Below are 16,363 nucleotides of genomic sequence, written 5' to 3'. Positions count from 1 at the left end.
ACGCGGCTGACGACACTCGACTCCACTGGGCAATTCTTGCCGGGTGTATGGTTAGCAAACGGTTAATAAAGGGTGCGGCATGGGGGCTGACCGGGGTATTTCGGAGCCCGGAATCCATTGTGCGGTGGAGTTGGTGGATGAATGGACTCCGGGCTCGCGCTGCGCGCGCCCGGAATGACCAAGATGACCCTACTTCGCCTTCTCCATCCGGGTCACCGTATAGCCCGAAGCCGCCTCCTCGGCTTCGAAAGTCACCTTGTCGCCGACCTTCACCTGCTTGAGCACGGCCGGATCCTTGACCCGGTAGACCATAGTCATGGGTTCATCCATGCCCAGGTTTTTCGCGGGCCCGTGCTTGAGCGTGATCTTGCCGGCGCCCTCGTCGATCTTCTTGACCTCGCCGCTGATCGCGGCGCCCTGGGCCGCCAGGGCACCTGTGGAAAGGCCAACGGCCAGCGACAGCGCTGCGGCGATGCGGATGATGCGGTTCATGGGGACCTCCCTTGCGTTACTTCACGGTGACGTGGCCGACCATGCCGTAGTCGCGGTGGTCGGGAATCAGGCAGGAAAATTCGAACGTGCCGGCCTTGCTGAACTTCCAGAGGATCTCGGCCGTCTTGCTCGGTGCGAGCCTGACACCGTTGGGATCGTCGTGCTCCATGTGCGGGTGCTTCTTCATCTCCACCGCATGCGCGAGATTCTCCTTAGGTGTGGCGAGCAGGAATTCATGGTCCTCCTTGCCGACGTTGCGCAGCACGAAGCGGATTTGTTCGCCGCGTTTGACCTCGATCCTGGCGGGCGCGTAGTCCATCTCGTTCAGCAGGATCTCGATCGTGCGCGCGGGCTTCTTGGGATCGCCGGGCTCGCCGGCCGAAAAGGTGCCGTGCCCGTGCTGGTCGTGGGCAAAGGCCGGCGCGGTCAAGAGCGCGGCCAGCGCGAGACCGAGCTTGATCGTCGTCTTCATTGGTATCTCCAGTTGGTGGTGGTTCATCGAAACGCTCACATCTTCATCTTCTTCATCGGCGTCCCCTGTTGCCGCGCCGGCTCCGGAGCCGGCGGCGTGACCTCGTAGGCGACGGTGCCTTGCGGGAATTGGTAAGGGCCGGGATCGCGATAATCGTCGCGCGCGAGGCCTTCGCGGATCTTCATCACCGTGAACATGCCGCCCATCTCGATCGGGCCGAACTGGCCGGTGCCGGTCATCATCGGCAGCGTGTTGTCGGGCGCGGGCATCTCCATGTTGCCCATCGCCATGCCGGTCGAGCCCATCGCCATGCCGTCAGGCGCGAGCTTGCCGACGGCTTTGGCGAGATCCTTGCGCGACACCCCGATCATGTTGCGCATGTCGTGTCCCATCGCATTCATGGTGTGATGCGACTTGTGGCAGTGGAACGCCCAGTCGCCTGGGTTGTCGGCGAGCACGTCGAACACCCTGACAGCGCCGGCCGGTACGTCCGTCGTCGTCTCCGGATATTGCGCGCTCTCCGGAATCCAGCCGCCGTCGGTGCAGGTCACCGCAAAGCTGTGGCCGTGCAAATGGATCGGATGGTTGGTCATGCTGAGATTGCCGATGCGCACGCGCACCTTGTCGCCGAGCCCGACCGGCAGCGGATCGATGCCGGGAAACACCCGCGCGTTCCAGGTCCACATGTTGAAGTCGGTCATCTCGTTGACCTTCGGCAGATAGGTGCCGGGATCGACGCGATAGGTGCTCATGACGAAGACGAAGTCGCGGTCGACCGGACGAAAGCTCGGGTCGCGCGGATGCACGACGACCATACCCATCATGCCCATCGCCATCTGCACCATCTCGTCGGAGTGCGGGTGGTACATGAAGGTCCCGCTCTTCCTCATCTCGAACTCGTAGACGAAGGTTTTTCCCGGCTGGATGTGCGGCTGCGTCAATCCGCCGACACCGTCCATGCCGCTGGGAATGATCATGCCGTGCCAGTGCACGGTGGTGTATTCGGGCAGTCTGTTGGTCACGAAGATGCGGACCTTGTCGCCCTCGACGGCCTCGATCGTCGGGCCCGGCGACTGGCCGTTATAGCCCCACAAATTCACCTTCATGCCCTCCGCGAACTCGCGCACCACGGGCTCGGCGACGAGATGGAATTCCTTCCAGTCGCCGTTCATCCGGAACGGCAGCGACCAGCCGTTCAGCGTGACGACGGGGCGATAGTCCGGCCCGCTGACGGGGTGCACCGGCGGCTGCATCACCACCTTGTCCATGTGCGGGGCCTCCGGAATCGCGGCGGCCTGCGCGCGGCCGCTGACGACGGATGCGCCGGCTAGCGCGGCGTTGCCCAAAAATCCTCGGCGGGAAAACATGTTGGCCTCCATGTCAGTGACCGCCATCGGCAGGCGCTGCCGCGGCGAGAGTGGTTGAACTGTCGCCGTCAGCAGGCGCGCCGCCGCCATTGACGGCGGTCTGCAAGTCGGACTGGGCGAGGAAGAATCTTTGCCTGGCGTCGATCGCGCCGCGCAGCGAGGCCAGGCGCTGCCGCGCCTCGGTGAGCAGCGCGAAGATATCGACCTGCATGCTGGAGAAGCGGAGCTGCATCTCCTCGGTGATGATTTTTCGCAAGGGGATGATCTCGCGCTGATAGTGGCTGGCGATGTCGTAGCCGGAGCGATAGACTCGATAAGCATCGCGCGCCTCGGAACGTACATTCACCGCGCGCTCGGTCAGCCGATTGAAGGCGAGGTTGTAGGTTTCCGCCGCCTGCCGCATCCGCACCTCGCCGCCGTCGAAGATCGGGATCTGGAACTGGACGTCGAAGCCGCGCTCGCGGAACGGCGCGCCTTCCGGATCCCGGGTGCGGCGGGAGATGCCGGCGAGATCGAGCAGCGTCACGAAGCGAGTCGCCTCCGTGAGGTTCAGCGACTTCGCCAGCGCGGTCAGCTCGAGCCGCGCGATCTGAAGGTCGATGCGATGGGCGACCGCGTCGGCTTCGATTGACGGCAAGGCCTGCGGGCGGCGCGGCAGCGGCGGCAATTGACTGGGCAGACGGAAGTCGAGGCCGCCGTCCCACAGTCCCATCAGGCGCGCCAGCTTTTCGCGCGCGCTCGTCGCTGTCTGTCGCGCGCTGGCGAGGTCGGCGGTGGTTTCGGCGTAAAATACCTGTTCACGGGCCTGATCGAGCTTGTTGATCGAGCCGGTTTCGCCGAGCTTGACCGCGAGCTGCGCGGTCGATTCCGCAGTTGCCTTCGCATCCGTCAGCAACGCCACCATCTCGTTGCCGGCAACGGCGCGCCAGTACGCGCGGCGGACAGCGGCGGCAAGCCGCAACGTCGCCAGGCTGGCGCGCAATTGCGCCTGGCGAAAACGGTCGCGGGCGATCTCCGAGCGGAACGGCAGGGTGGCGAGCGCGAGGATGTCGCCGACAATCTGACGCTCGATTTCGCTGGCGCCGTTGCCCGAGATCCGCGAGACCGAGAACACGGGATTGGGCGGCAGGCTCTGCTCGACGAGATCGGTCTCGGCCAGCGCCAGCTCGTTATAGGCGGCTTGAAGCCCCTTGTTGTTGAGCAGTGCGATCTGCACGGCGGTCTCGGGGTTGAGTGTTCGCGAGAGCAGTTGGCGAACGCGCGCGTCGACCGCACCGGCTCCCTCGGCCGTTCGCACGAAGGCGACGTCCTTGTTGATGGTCCGGCCCGTCAGCTCCGAGACGGCATTCATGCCGCTGTCGGGCGAGAAGGCGGCGCAGCCCGACAAGCCGAGCGAGGCAAGAACGAGCAGGCTTTGCACGAGACGGTGTGTCATGGCGCGCTCCTACCGGTCTTGCTTGGGCTGCGGCGCCACGTTCTCGTTGCGCTCGCGCCATGGTGCCGGGGTCGCAGGCCGCAGGCTGGTGTAGGGCGCAATTGTCGAACGATAGCCGGCGCGCGCGACCTTGGCCGCGGGATCGGCAGGATCGGCGCCGGCGACTTGTGTCGTTGCCGGCATGCAGCCGGACAACGCCAATGCCATCGCGGCCAGCGGCGGCCAATTGAATCGAAAGTGTCGTCCCCGCGCCGCGGAAGCAGCGGCGGACTTCGCCCCGGAAAGCGTAAGCATGATTCATCCCTGATCTGTCTGGAGACCACAGGCTAGCGCGCGCGGATGCGCGCTCGGCCTGACGTCGTCGCGCGTCAGATCAGACGATGGGAGGGCGGTAGTGCAGGGGCGGCGCCGCGCTGTGCAGGCTGGCCACGATCTCGGGCGAGCAGGCGGAAACCGGCTGAAGCGGCTTTGCGACGCTGGGCAGGTCGGCCGGCAGCGCGCTCACGCACATCATCGCGCAGCACGGCCCCGGCGTACCCTTGCCGCCGTGGTGATGCGGCGCGGGCGCGTCCTGCGCGGCGGTCTGGTGATTCGCATGCACCCCTGCGTGGTGATGCGAGGAGTCCTGTTGATGCGAAGAGTCGCCATGCACATGGCTCGTCTGTATCTCATGGTTCGTCTGCATCTGATGATGCGCCGGCACGATGTTGGCGAGCAGGACGTCGTCGCCAAGACATGATGCCGGATCTTGGCCCCAGGCGAGGCTCGCGGCCGGCGCGAGCACGCAGAACAGATAGGCGAGGGCAACGAAGCGCCCCACCCTGATCCGCATCGATCGTGTCAATCGCAGCAACATTCGCCGATATGCTCTTCGCGCGGCCATGTTGCACGCGCTGATTTGCAAAATAATGGCAAAACGCGCGTTCGCCAAGCTCCATCTTACCGCAGTGCACCGTGCATGCCCAATATCGCGCCACAATGGTTGACCCTGTGGCGATCGGCGGGCCATGGTCCCGCCCGTGCACGCGCCAAATCAATCAGGACAAACACCCGAAGCATTCACCCCTGATTCGCGTCAGGCCTGGATGCGCCTCGCCATTGCGCTTCTGATCGGCTCGATCGGCGGCGTCGGCATGTGGGCAATCGTCGTCATGATTCCCGCGGTGCAGGCCGAATTCTCCGTCACGCGCGGCGCGGTGTCGCTGGCTTTCACCCTGATGATGTTCGGCTTCGGGCTTGGCGGCGTCATCGCCGGCAGGATCACCGACCGGTTCGGCATTGTGGCGGCGATGGCGATCAGCATCGCCTTCCTCGGCGTCGCGAATGTGCTGGCGGGTCTGTCGACCCAACTCTGGCAGTTCGTGGCGGCGTATTTCCTGATCGGGCTCGGCACGTCGGCGACCTTCGCGCCGCTGATGGCGGAGGCCTCGCACTGGTTCGAGCGTTATCGCGGCCTGGCCGTGACCATCGTCGCCAGCGGCAATTATGTCGCCGGCACGATGTGGCCGCCGATTGTGAATTGGGGCATGCAGACGAGCGGCTGGCGTACCACGCATATCGGCATCGGCCTGGCTTGCGTGAGCCTGATGACCATCCTGGTGCTGGTCCTGCGCGGGCAGATGGGCGACGACAAGGTCCGCAACCATGCCAATGCGCCGCCGCCGCGGGTCGATCTCAAGCTCTCGACCAACACGCTGACGGTGCTGCTCTCGATCGCGAGCATCTCCTGCTGCGTCGCCATGGCAATGCCGCAGGTACATATCGTCGCCTATTGCGGCGATCTCGGATATGGCGTGGCGCGCGGCGCCGAGATGCTGTCGCTGATGATGGCCTGCGGCATCGTCAGCCGGATCGGCTCGGGCTATCTCGCCGACAAGATCGGCGGCATCCCGACGCTTCTGATCGGTGCGCTGGCGCAAGGCTTTGCGCTCGTATTCTACCTGTTCTTCGACAGCCTGACGTCGCTCTATCTGATCTCCGCGATGTTCGGCCTGTTCCAGGGCGGCATCGTGCCGAGCTACGCCATCATCGTGCGCGAGGCGATGCCGGCGAGCGAGGCCGCAACTCGCGTCGGCATGGTGATCTTCGCGTCCGTGTTCGGCATGTCGTTCGGCGGCTGGGTCTCGGGCGTGATCTTCGACGCCACCGGCTCCTACGCGGCTGCGTTCACCAACGGCGTGGCGTGGAACGCGCTCAATATCGGCATCGTCGTGACGCTGCTGATCCGCTCGCGGATGAATGCCGTCAGGACCGGTCCGGGTTTTGCGACCTAGACTGCCTGTCCCGCCTTCAGCAGCGAACAACCCGTGATCTTGTAGCTGCCGTCTGCCTGCTGTTCGAGCGTGTAGAGCGCTTCCCACGCCTCGCCATTGGCATCGATGATATGGACGTGCTGGGCAATCCGGCTGCCCTCGCTCTTGCTGTCGCCGAATTCAAAGCTCTTGTGCCGGTACACCGGCGGGTAGCCGTTTTGCACCATGGACATGAAGATGTCGGGCGCGGGGAAGATCTCGCGGATCGCGGGCGCGGCGTAGGAATAGGCCGCGCTGGCGTCGTCGCGGACGAACGCCTGCTCCTGGGCGCGGATAATATCCTGTGCCGTCGCGACATCGTCGGCGCGTGCGGAAGCGCCAGCCAGCAGCGCAAAAATCAGGACAAGGAGCACACGCATGGCAAAACCTCGCTTGGTCATCCCCGCCAGCAAGGATATCGCCACGCGGATGCTCAGGCAAACAGCCTAATGTGACAGCGGGTCGAGGAAGGGCGTGTCGACCGCGCTGACATAGAAGATCACGACCCTGGTCTCGCCGGTTGTCCGATTGTAGCCCGTCATCGCCACGTTCGGCGGTTCCACCATTGCCTCGCCGGCCTTGACCGTGAGCGGCGGCTTGCCCTCGAGTTCGAGTGTGAAGGCGCCTTCCAGCACGTAGACGGTCACCGGGAAGCGGTGGGTATGATGGACCGTCTTGTCCCCCGGCTTGAACGACGCAGTCATCACCCGCACGGACTGCTTCTCGTCCTTCGGCAAGCCATCAACCACTTGTTGAAGCACCAGATTCGGCTTGGCGATACCCTGTGTCCCATGGTCCTGTGCGGTGGCTGCGGCCGACCATCCCAGAACGATTGCGGCGGCGAGAGTGAAATGGGGGCGCATCCAAAGTCTCCATTGAAAAGTCGCTGAAGACATCAGCCTAGGTGCCGCCGTTCGGGCCCGGCAGCCGCAACATTGCGGCCGGCAGCCGCAGAAGTGCATAATCGCTCGATGTTCGACTGGAACGACCTCAAATATTTCCTGGCGGTGGCGCGGCATGGCAGCACCATTGCCGCCGGCAAGGCGCTCGGCCTCAGCCAGTCGACTGTGCACCGGCGGCTCGAGGAACTGGAGCGGCGGCTCGGCCGCGCGCTGGTGACGCGTCAGTCGAGCGGCTACCGCCTCACCGAATTCGGTCAGATTATGCTGCCCTATGCTGAGCGGATCGAAGCCACCGTCGACGACTTTCAGCGTCGGACCGCTGACGCCGAGCAGGACATGAAGGGCGTGATCCGCGTCACCTGTCCCGAGCCGATTGTCGCCCGGCTCATCCAATCCGGCCTCGTCGGCGACTTTCATGCGCTGCATCCCTCGCTGCGGGTCGAATTCGTGATGAGCGACGGCTATCTCGATCTGTCAAAGGGCGAGGTCGATATCGCTTTTCGCTCGGGCGATACCGACGACGAACTGGTCGGGCGCAAGATCGCCGAGTCGATCTGGGCGGTTTACGCCAGCCGCGACTATCTTGGCCGGCATGGCAGCCCGGATCGTGTCGAGGACCTCATGTCTCATTTGCTGGTCGGGCTGGACGAATCCCTTGCCAAGCATCGCGCCGTCATATGGCTGAAGCAGATCGCGCCCAATGCCAAGATGGCTGCGCGCGTCAACAGCGTGCTTGGCCTCGTTTCCGCGATCAAGTCCGGCGTCGGCATCGGTCCGCTTCCCGTCGCGCTCGGCGATGCCGAAGCCGATCTCGTGCGCGTCCTTGGTCCGATTCCGGAATTGACGCGAAGCTGGCGCATCCTGACGCATCCCGATCTCCGGCGTGTGCCGCGGATCGCCGCCTTCTTCGACTTCATCGTGCATCACCGCGAGGCACTGAGGCCGATCCTGACAGGGTGACGCTATCGCTTCCGCTTTGCAGCCGGCTTCGCGGGCTTGGCGGCCGCGCGGACCTTGGCTTTCTTGACAGGCTGAACCCGCAAACCGTCGACGAACACGTCGAGCATCCGCAGCACCGAGGATTGCCAGCCGGGCTGGTCGTGCATGTAGCACATGCCAAAGAACGCGCGCAGCAAGTCCTCGGGACTGACGTCCGCGCGCATCGCGCCGGCCGCGGCTGCGCGATCGAGCAGCGAGCCGATCGCCTTGGTCAGGCGTTCAAAGGAAAAGGCATGCAACTCCGACCCGCTCTGCACCGCGAGTGCCAAGGCTGCCACCATGCCCTTCTTGGTGGCAACGAATTCGACCCCTGAGCGCAGCCAGCGCCTGAGCGCGTCGACCGGGTCCTTTGCGTTCTTCAACTGCTCGGCGAGCTCGCTGAGCTGCTCGACCTCGCGCCGGTACACCGCCTCGAACAAATCCTCGCGGGTCGGGAAATGCCGATAGAGTGTGCCGATGCCGACGCCGGCGCGTTTTGCCACCGCCTCCAGGCTTGCCTCCGGACCGCCCGCGTTGAACACGGCCTTGGCCGCCTCGAGCACGCGCTCGCGATTGCGCACGGCATCGGCGCGGGGCTTCCGGGTCTGGTCGGTGTGGTCGTCCATGCCGGCACTGTAGATCACGAATTGGTTAGATTGAACCCTTGCCGGCTGCATCGCGTTGGTGGCGCGTGGGGTTTCGACGAATTCCAAATATTTCTCGCCGGCCCTTGTTAAGCGGAGGGTGCCTCCGTATCTTCGGTGAGATGTTGGCCGGGTTCCGCCTGGCCAGCACATGTCGATGGCGGCCACGGCGGTGGCGCGCTGACCGATGACTCATGTCCATATCTGATCGGAGCCTTATATGAACCACTCCATCAGCCTCACCGTGAACGGTGCGCGGCGCGAATTCGTCCTCGACGATCCGCGCGTCACGCTGCTCGATCTCCTGCGTGAGCGCCTTCATCTGACCGGAACCAAGAAGGGATGCGACCGCGGCCAGTGCGGCGCCTGCACCATTCTCGTCGACGGCAAGCGCATCAACTCCTGCCTCGCGCTCGCCATCAGTCATGACGGCGCCGACATTCTCACCATCGAGGGCGTGGGGCGCGGCGACCAGCTTCACCCCGTGCAGGCCGCCTTCATCGCCCATGACGGCTTTCAGTGCGGCTTCTGCACGCCCGGCCAGATCATGAGCGCCATCGGCATGATGAGCGAGGCGCAGGCTGGCAACGATCCCGAGCGCATTCGCGAATGCATGAGCGGCAATCTGTGCCGCTGCGGCGCCTATGCCGGCATCGTCGATGCCGTGCTCGACGCGCAGGCCGGTATGGACGAATCCAATCAGAGGCGCTCCGCATGAAGCAATTTGATTACGTCAGGCCGGCCACGGTCGCCGAAGCCGTCGCAGCCGCGGCGCAGCCGGGCGCCGCCTATCTCGCCGCCGGCACCAATCTGCTCGATCTGATGAAGGGCGGCGTCAGCCGTCCGGATCGTCTGGTTGACGTCACGCATCTCGACGGGCTCGATCGGATCGAGCGCCTTGCCGACGGCGGTGTGCGTATCGGCGCACTGGTGAGCAACGCCGATCTCGCGCATGACGCCGACTTTGCCAAATCCTACCCGGCCGTCGCCGAAGCGCTGCTCTCCGGCGCGTCGGCGCAACTGCGCAACGCCGCGACGGTCGGCGGCAATCTGCTGCAACGGACGCGCTGTGCGTACTTCTACGACACGGCCAGCCGCTGCAACAAGCGCGAGGCCGGCAGCGGCTGCGACGCGCGTGACGGCGAGAACCGCACCCACGCCGTGCTCGGCTGGAGCGAGAACTGCATCGCCACGCATCCGTCCGACTTCTGCGTGCCGCTGGTCGCGCTTGACGCCATCGTCGAGATCGAGGGCAGGAACGGGCGGCGCGAGATCGCGCTCGACGAACTGCATCGCCTGCCTGGTGATACGCCCGAGCGTGAATCGGCGCTCGAACCGGGTGATCTCATCGTCGCGGTGCGCCTGCCGCCTGCGGCGCGGGGCTTTGCGGCGCATGCGCGCTATCTCAAGGTCCGCGATAGAACGTCCTACGCGTTTGCCGTTGTCTCGGCTGCGGCTGCGCTGCGGATCGAGAACGGCAAGATCGCGGAGGCGCGGCTTGCGCTCGGCGGTGTCGCCGCAAAGCCCTGGCGCGCCCGCGCTGCCGAGGACGTCCTCAGGAACGTCGCGCCCACGGTGGACGCTTTCCAGGAAGCCGCCTGGCGCGCGCTCACCGACGCAAAGCCGTCCGGCGATAACGCCTTCAAGATCGAGCTCGCGCGCCGCATCGTCGTTCGCGCGCTGACCCTTGCCGCCGCCGGTACGCCCGCGCGCATCCCCGCGCTGCCGGCCTCTCCCTTTGCCTCGACGTCCGGAGCCATTCATGCCTGAGCTCAATCTCACCAGCGCACCCGCCCATCTGCGCCACGGCTCGAACATCGGCCAGCCCCTGACCCGCCGCGACGGGGTCCTCAAGGTCAAAGGGCAGGCGACCTACGCCGCCGACAATCATCCGCCCGGCATGTTGTTTGCGGTGCTGGCCGTCGCCAGCATTTCGCGCGGCCGCGTGACCTCGCTCGATGTTACTGCTGCCAAGCGCCATCCTGGCGTGGTCGACGTCATGACGTCAGGCCACAAGCCTGAGCTCGCCATCGACCCCGAGATCAAGACCAATCCATTCGTGTTCCGGATGGAGGTGTTGCAGAGCAATGAGGTCCGCTACGCCAATCAGCCGATCGCGGTCGTGATCGCGGAGACGCTGGAGGCGGCGACGGAAGGCGCGGCGCTGCTGGCGCCGCGCTACGAGACTCTGCCCGCGCTCATCGGCCTCGACGCTGGCGACAGCTTCGTGCCGCCGGTCGTCGGCGTCGGCAACCCGACGGAAAATCACCGCGGCGATGTCGAGGCGGGCCTTGCCTCGGCCGAGAAGCGGATCGACGCGGTTTACGAAACGCCGCCGCAATATCACAACGCGATGGAGCCGCATGCGATCGTGGCTGCATGGGATGGCGACAATCTGCAGATCGACATGCCGACCCAGGGTCTCATGCTGTCGCTGGCGCGCGTTGCCGAATTGTTCGGCATCGCGCACGACAAGATCCACATCCGCAGCCCGTTTCTCGGCGGCGGGTTCGGCTCGAAGGGGCTCATGGCCGGCCCTCCGGTCCTCGGCATCATGGCGGCAAAGCTCGTCGGCAAACCCGTCAAGCTGGTGTTGCGCCGCGAGCAGATGTACGGCCCGGTCGGTCATCGTGCGCCGACGCGGCAGCGGCTGCGCATCGGCACCGATGGCGAGGGGCGCCTGACCGCGCTCGATCACCACGCGCGCACGGTGTCGAGCACGTTCGACGATTTCTACGAGCCTGCGGCCGATGCCTCGCATACGCTCTATGCGGCACCTGCGATCCGCACCTCGCATGATGCCGTGCGCGTCAATACCGGCACGCCGTTATTCATGCGCGCGCCCGGCGAGGCCACGGGCTCGATCGCGCTGGAGAGTGCGATCGACGAGATGGCCTGGGCCTGCGGCGTCGATCCGCTCGCCTTTCGTCTGAAGAACTATGCCGAGGTCGAGCCGATCACGGGCAAGCCGTTCTCCTCGAAGGCGCTGCGGGCCTGCTACGAGCAGGGCGCTGCGCGCTTCGGCTGGACGAAGCGACCGCTCCAGCCGCGGCAGATGCGTGACGATGCCGGCCTGTTGGTCGGCTGGGGCATGGGCACGGCGACGTTCCCGGCGCTGATGTTCCAGGCTGAAGCGCGTGCGGTGCTTCGCCGCGACGGCTCCGGCGCCATGGAGATCGGCGCGCATGACATGGGGCAGGGTGCCTGGACGGCGCTAGCGCAGATTGCGGCCGACGAACTCGGGCTTGATATCGACCGCGTCGAGTTCAAGGCAGGTTCATCCGACCTGCCCGATGCCGGCATTGCCGGCGGCTCGGCACACACGGCAACCGCGGGTGCTGCGATCCACAGCGCAGGCGCTGCCGTGATTGCAAAACTCGCCGATCTCGCCACCAGCGATGAGCGATCGCCGCTGTTCGGTGCCGGCAATGCCGGCGTGATCGCGCGCGATGGGAGGTTGATCCGGCGCGACGATGAAAGCCGCGGCGAAAGCTACGCCGAGATTCTCGCGCGCGCCGGCGTCGCCGAGGTCGAGGCGCGCGGCACCGGCGCGCCGAATCCGGCAGCGATGGAGGAGTATGCGATGCACGCCCATGGCGCGGTGTTCGCGGAGGTGAAGGTCGATCCCGAGCTCGGCCAGGTCCGCGTCACCCGCATGGTCGGCGCCTTCGCCGCAGGGCGGATCGTCAACCCCCGCATGGTGCAGAGCCAGCTGTTCGGTGGCATGATCTGGGGCCTGTCCTTCGCGTTGCACGAGGAAGCCATCACCGACCGCCGCACCGGCCGGATCATGAACGCCAATCTCGGCGAGTACCATATCCCGGTGAATGCCGACGTGCCGCCGCTCGACGTGATTACGGTCGAGGAGCACGACCCGCACGTCAACGCGCTCGGCATCAAGGGTGTCGGCGAGATCGGCATCACCGGCAGCGCGGGCGCGGTCGCCAACGCGGTGTGGCATGCGACGGGCGTGCGCGTGCGCCGTTTCCCGATCCGGATCGAGGAGTTGCTGACGTAGCGTTGAGGCAGCAGTGGGCGAGGCCGTCTCGCCCCCGCGTGCTAATGCAGCTTCTTACGAAGAGCCTTGAGCGCTTCTCGCTGCGACTCGATGTAGTTCGCGATGGCCTTGCGCAGCTCCTCCGAATGGAGCTTGTCGCTGTCGCGCTGCACTTCATCGAGTGCGGCCTCTGCATTTGCGAGCGTGATCTTCATAGCGAGCCCTGTTACGAAGCGGCTCCGGAAAGCGGAGGCTGCTTGGCTATGGCTCGAAACATATAGAGGATCAGGCTGCGGAAATTGAGATGGCTCAAACTCCGTAAGATACCGGTAGCCCCGTAAGATTGCGGATAACTTCAAAACGTCGGCGGCGTGCAGGCCGAGATCACCTCGCACGGCTTGCCGCCGACGCAGCGGAAGCGATGCGGGCGGCGGCTCTCGAAATAATAGGCATCGCCCGGATTGAGGATGCGGCGCTCGTCCTCGACGGTGACTTCGAGCTTTCCCGAGATCACGATGCCGCCTTCTTCGCCGTCATGGACGAGGTGAACGCGCCCGGTGTCGCTGCCGGGCTCGTAGCGCTCCTTCAGGATCTGCAGGCTGCGACCGAACAGATTGTCGCCGACTTGCCGATAGGAGATCGGCTTCTTGCCGACCTCGGTCAGCTCTTCGCCGCGGTAGAAGATCTTGCGCCGGCTCTCCGGCTCCAGCGCGAAGAACTCGGCGAGCCCCATCGGAATGCCGTCGAGGATGCGCTTGAGCGCCCCCACGGACGGGTTCATCTGGTTGGATTCGATCAGCGAGATCGTCGAATTGGTGACGCCGGCGCGTTTGGCGAGTTCGCGCTGCGACAGCTTCTGGCGCGCCCGGATGAATCGCAGCCGTCCACCGATATCGACGCTCATGTCCCTGTCCCGTGTTGCAGGTGTTGCGGATCGCGCAAATATGGACCGGCAGCCCTAGTCAAATCAATGGCTTGCAGGCCATCAGAAAAGGACTTGTTGCGCTTTTGAAGCCGTGCCTCTGGTATGCGGTCAGCAAAGGAGCATGGCCGTGACCCTTCATCAGATTCCGAACACCATCAAGACCGACTCGTTCTGGATGCCGTTCACGGCCAACCGGCAGTTCAAGAAGGCGCCCCGCCTGTTCTCCTCGGCCGAGGGCATGCACTACACCACCGTCGACGGCCGCAAGGTGATCGACGCCTCCGCCGGCCTCTGGTGCGTCAATGCCGGCCACGGCCGCAAGCAGATCGCCGCCGCCGTCGAGCGCCAGCTGATGACGCTGGACTTCGCACCGTCGTTCCAGATGGGCCATCCGCTGGCATTCGACTTCGCCGAGCGTCTGGCCGAGATCGCGCCGAAGGGCCTCGATCGCATCTTCTTCACCAATTCCGGCTCAGAGTCGGTCGACACCGCGCTGAAGATCGCGCTCGCCTATCACCGCGCCAACGGCCAGGCGAGCCGCACCCGCCTGATCGGCCGCGAGCGCGGCTATCACGGCGTCGGCTTCGGCGGCACCTCGGTCGGCGGCATGGTCGCCAACCGCCGTGCCTTCGCCACCCTGCTGCCGGGCGTCGACCACATCCGCCACACCCACGATCTCACCCGCAACGCCTTCGCCAAGGATCAGCCCGAGCATGGCGCCGAACTCGCCGATGATCTCGAGCGGTTGGTGGCCCTGCACGGCGCCGAGACCATCGCAGCCGTCATCGTCGAGCCGGTGCCGGGCTCGACCGCGGTGTTGCCGCCGCCGAAGGGCTATCTCCAGCGCCTGCGCGAGATCTGCGACAAGCACGGCATCCTCCTGATCTTCGACGAGGTCATCACCGGCTTCGGCCGGCTCGGCACGCCGTTCGCCGCCAACTTCTTCGGCGTCACGCCGGACCTGATGACGACGGCCAAGGGCATCACCAACGGCACCATTCCCTGCGGCGCCGTGTTTGCGAGCCGCAAGGTGCATGACGGCCTGATGGTCGGCCCGGAGAACGCGATGGAGCTGTTCCACGGCTACACTTATTCGGCCCATCCGGTCGCCTGCGCCGCGGGCATCGCCACGCTCGACATCTACAAGGACGAAGGCCTGCTGACGCGCGGTGCGTCGATCGCCGAATATTGGCGCGATGCGCTGCATTCGCTGAAGGGCCTGCCCAACGTCGTCGACATCCGCAATTGCGGCCTGATGGGCGCGGTCGAGCTGTCGCCGCGTGACGGTACGGTCGGCGTGCGTGGCTACGACGTCATGGTCGACTGCTTCAATCGCGGGCTATACTTCCGCATGAGCGGCGACTCCTTTGCGCTGTCGCCGCCGCTCATCGTCGAGAAGAGCCACATCGACGACATCGTGTCGATCCTCGGCGACGCCATCAAGCGGGTGGCCTGATAATTGCTCTCGCCGTTGCGGAGTACCTCTTGCAGCGGCGAGCGTGATGCCGTGGGAGTTTGACCAAGCGTGAAAGTTTTGATCCTCGGCAGCGGTGTCATCGGTGTCACCTCTGCCTACTACCTCGCGCGTGCCGGCCATGAGGTGACGGTTGTCGACCGTCAGCCCGAACCGGCGCTCGAGACCTCCTTTGCCAATGCCGGCGAAGTGTCGCCCGGCTACTCCTCGCCCTGGGCCGGTCCCGGCGTACCGGTGAAGGCGATCAAATGGCTGCTGATGAAGCACGGCCCGCTGGTGATCCGGCCGAAGCTCGATCCCGTGATGTGGGTCTGGCTGCTCAAGATGCTGCGCAATTGCACCAGCGAACGCTACGCCATCAACAAGAGCCGGATGATTCCGATCGCGGAATACAGCCGCGATTGCCTGCGCGACCTGCGCCGCGACATCGGTATCCAGTATGACGAGCGCTCGCAGGGCACGCTGCAGCTGTTCCGCTACCAGGCCCAGCTCGACGGCACCGGTGAGGACATCGCCGTGCTCAAGCAATACGGCGTGCCTTACGAGGTGCTCAGCCGTGAGGGCTGCATCGCAGCCGAGCCGGCTCTGGCGGGCGTGAAGGAGAAGTTCGCGGGCGGGCTGCGCCTGCCGCAGGACGAGACCGGCGATTGCCACATGTTCACGCAGGCGCTGGCCAAGCATGCCGAAGCGCTCGGCGTGCGCTTCATGTTCAACACCGGCATCGACCGCATCGTCACCGACGGCGCGCGCGTCAGCGGCGTCGCGACCAGCGCCGGGATGTTGCAGGCCGATGCTTACGTGCTCGCGCTCGGAAGCTGGTCGTCGCGGCTGGTCGCGCCGCTCGATATTTCGTTGCCGGTCTATCCCGTGAAGGGCTATTCGATCACGGTGCCGATCAAGGACGCTTCCGGCGCGCCGGAATCGACCGTGATGGACGAGAGCTATAAAGTCGCCATCACGCGCCTCGGCAATCGCATCCGCGTCGGCGGCACCGCCGAAATCTCCGGCTTCTCGAGCCAGCTCTATGATGCGCGCCGCGCCACGCTCGATCACTCGCTGACTGATCTGTTCCCGCGCGGCGGCGATCTCTCCAAGGCGACGTTCTGGAGCGGCCTGCGCCCGATGACGCCGGATGGCCCGCCCGTGATCGGCCCGACGCAATACGCCAACCTTCACCTCAACACCGGTCACGGCACGCTCGGCTGGACCATGTCGTGCGGCTCCGGCCGCGTGCTCGCCGACATGCTGTCGGGCAAGAAGCCGGACATTGATGTGAGCGCGCTGACGGTGGACCGGTACAAGTACCGGTTTGGCTAAGACTCTATCCCCTCGTCATTGCGAGGAGCGAAGCGACGAAGCAATCCAGACTGTTCCCGCGGAGAGATT

General features: G+C 65.3%; 18 protein-coding genes. 7 read left to right on the top strand and 11 right to left on the bottom strand.

The features are described from left to right. Positions 1 to 189: 189 nt before the first annotated feature. From C7G41_RS32105 to C7G41_RS32080, 6 genes are all read right to left on the bottom strand, one after another. A complete protein-coding gene (locus tag C7G41_RS32105) occupies positions 190 to 492 on the bottom strand; it encodes a copper-binding protein (RefSeq protein WP_106946288.1) in 303 nt (100 codons plus the stop codon). A gap of 16 nt (positions 493 to 508) precedes the next feature. Next, positions 509 to 964 (bottom strand): cupredoxin domain-containing protein, encoded by a 456-nt coding sequence (locus C7G41_RS32100; RefSeq protein ID WP_199198722.1) that lies wholly within the window; start codon positions 962 to 964, stop codon positions 509 to 511. 35 nt (positions 965 to 999) lie between these two features. After that, positions 1,000 to 2,331, bottom strand: a complete 1,332-nt coding sequence (locus C7G41_RS32095; protein WP_106946307.1) for a copper oxidase — start codon at positions 2,329 to 2,331, stop codon at positions 1,000 to 1,002. 13 nt (positions 2,332 to 2,344) lie between these two features. Continuing rightward, on the bottom strand, positions 2,345 to 3,766 hold the full coding sequence (locus C7G41_RS32090) for a TolC family protein (RefSeq protein ID WP_106946286.1): 1,422 nt from the start codon (positions 3,764 to 3,766) through the stop codon (positions 2,345 to 2,347). A 9-nt stretch (positions 3,767 to 3,775) separates the two neighbouring features. After that, a complete protein-coding gene (locus C7G41_RS32085) occupies positions 3,776 to 4,060 on the bottom strand; it encodes a hypothetical protein (RefSeq protein WP_106946285.1) in 285 nt (94 codons plus the stop codon). Positions 4,061 to 4,139: 79 nt separating this feature from the next. Then, positions 4,140 to 4,697, bottom strand: coding sequence for a hypothetical protein (locus C7G41_RS32080; protein ID WP_245446823.1), 558 nt, complete (start codon positions 4,695 to 4,697; stop codon positions 4,140 to 4,142). A 76-nt stretch (positions 4,698 to 4,773) separates the two neighbouring features. On the opposite strand from C7G41_RS32080, the gene C7G41_RS32075 reads away from it, so the two are divergent. Beyond that, a complete protein-coding gene (locus C7G41_RS32075; RefSeq protein ID WP_106946283.1) occupies positions 4,774 to 6,039 on the top strand; it encodes an MFS transporter in 1,266 nt (421 codons plus the stop codon). Here the strand turns inward: C7G41_RS32075 and C7G41_RS32070 are convergent. Together C7G41_RS32070 and C7G41_RS32065 are read right to left on the bottom strand one after the other, a co-directional pair. Beyond that, the gene (locus C7G41_RS32070) at positions 6,036 to 6,437 is read right to left on the bottom strand and encodes a DUF4864 domain-containing protein (protein WP_106946306.1); all 402 of its coding nucleotides are present in this window, start codon (positions 6,435 to 6,437) and stop codon (positions 6,036 to 6,038) included. The two genes, C7G41_RS32075 and C7G41_RS32070, sit on opposite strands and share 4 nt — an antisense overlap. 66 nt (positions 6,438 to 6,503) lie before the next feature. Continuing rightward, positions 6,504 to 6,920 (bottom strand): cupin domain-containing protein, encoded by a 417-nt coding sequence (locus C7G41_RS32065; RefSeq protein WP_158268061.1) that lies wholly within the window; start codon positions 6,918 to 6,920, stop codon positions 6,504 to 6,506. A 93-nt stretch (positions 6,921 to 7,013) separates the two neighbouring features. Between C7G41_RS32065 and C7G41_RS32060 the strand changes: the two genes are divergently transcribed. Next, positions 7,014 to 7,919 (top strand): LysR family transcriptional regulator, encoded by a 906-nt coding sequence (locus C7G41_RS32060; protein WP_158268060.1) that lies wholly within the window; start codon positions 7,014 to 7,016, stop codon positions 7,917 to 7,919. Between the two features lie 2 nt (positions 7,920 to 7,921). Here C7G41_RS32060 and C7G41_RS32055 read toward each other — a convergent pair whose 3' ends face one another. Continuing rightward, positions 7,922 to 8,563, bottom strand: a complete 642-nt coding sequence (locus tag C7G41_RS32055; protein WP_199198724.1) for a TetR/AcrR family transcriptional regulator — start codon at positions 8,561 to 8,563, stop codon at positions 7,922 to 7,924. Positions 8,564 to 8,801: 238 nt separating this feature from the next. On the opposite strand from C7G41_RS32055, the gene C7G41_RS32050 reads away from it, so the two are divergent. From C7G41_RS32050 to C7G41_RS32040, 3 genes are read left to right on the top strand one after another with little or no spacing between them, the layout of a single operon-like run. Beyond that, on the top strand, positions 8,802 to 9,299 hold the full coding sequence (locus tag C7G41_RS32050) for a (2Fe-2S)-binding protein (RefSeq protein ID WP_106946280.1): 498 nt from the start codon (positions 8,802 to 8,804) through the stop codon (positions 9,297 to 9,299). Then, positions 9,296 to 10,351, top strand: coding sequence for a xanthine dehydrogenase family protein subunit M (locus C7G41_RS32045; RefSeq protein ID WP_106946279.1), 1,056 nt, complete (start codon positions 9,296 to 9,298; stop codon positions 10,349 to 10,351). Before C7G41_RS32050 ends, C7G41_RS32045 begins: the two co-directional genes overlap by 4 nt. Next, positions 10,344 to 12,599: a xanthine dehydrogenase family protein molybdopterin-binding subunit gene (locus C7G41_RS32040; RefSeq protein WP_106946278.1), complete on the top strand. Its 2,256-nt coding sequence runs from the start codon at positions 10,344 to 10,346 to the stop codon at positions 12,597 to 12,599. Before C7G41_RS32045 ends, C7G41_RS32040 begins: the two co-directional genes overlap by 8 nt. Positions 12,600 to 12,640: 41 nt before the next feature. Here C7G41_RS32040 and C7G41_RS38000 read toward each other — a convergent pair whose 3' ends face one another. Continuing rightward, the gene (locus tag C7G41_RS38000; RefSeq protein WP_167552259.1) at positions 12,641 to 12,793 is read right to left on the bottom strand and encodes a hypothetical protein; all 153 of its coding nucleotides are present in this window, start codon (positions 12,791 to 12,793) and stop codon (positions 12,641 to 12,643) included. A 140-nt stretch (positions 12,794 to 12,933) separates the two neighbouring features. Continuing rightward, positions 12,934 to 13,482 (bottom strand): cupin domain-containing protein, encoded by a 549-nt coding sequence (locus C7G41_RS32035; protein ID WP_007606338.1) that lies wholly within the window; start codon positions 13,480 to 13,482, stop codon positions 12,934 to 12,936. Positions 13,483 to 13,624: 142 nt separating this feature from the next. Between C7G41_RS32035 and C7G41_RS32030 the strand changes: the two genes are divergently transcribed. Both C7G41_RS32030 and C7G41_RS32025 read left to right on the top strand, forming a co-directional pair. Then, a complete protein-coding gene (locus C7G41_RS32030; RefSeq protein ID WP_199198721.1) occupies positions 13,625 to 14,959 on the top strand; it encodes an aspartate aminotransferase family protein in 1,335 nt (444 codons plus the stop codon). A 69-nt stretch (positions 14,960 to 15,028) separates the two neighbouring features. Then, a complete protein-coding gene (locus tag C7G41_RS32025) occupies positions 15,029 to 16,294 on the top strand; it encodes a D-amino acid dehydrogenase (protein WP_106946276.1) in 1,266 nt (421 codons plus the stop codon). Positions 16,295 to 16,363 lie beyond the last annotated feature (69 nt).

Source organism: Bradyrhizobium sp. MOS002 (assembly GCF_003020115.1).
Lineage (GTDB): Bacteria > Pseudomonadota > Alphaproteobacteria > Rhizobiales > Xanthobacteraceae > Bradyrhizobium.
The sequence above is the reverse complement of the archived record's forward strand: the minus strand, read 5'-3'. Positions and strand labels throughout refer to the sequence as shown.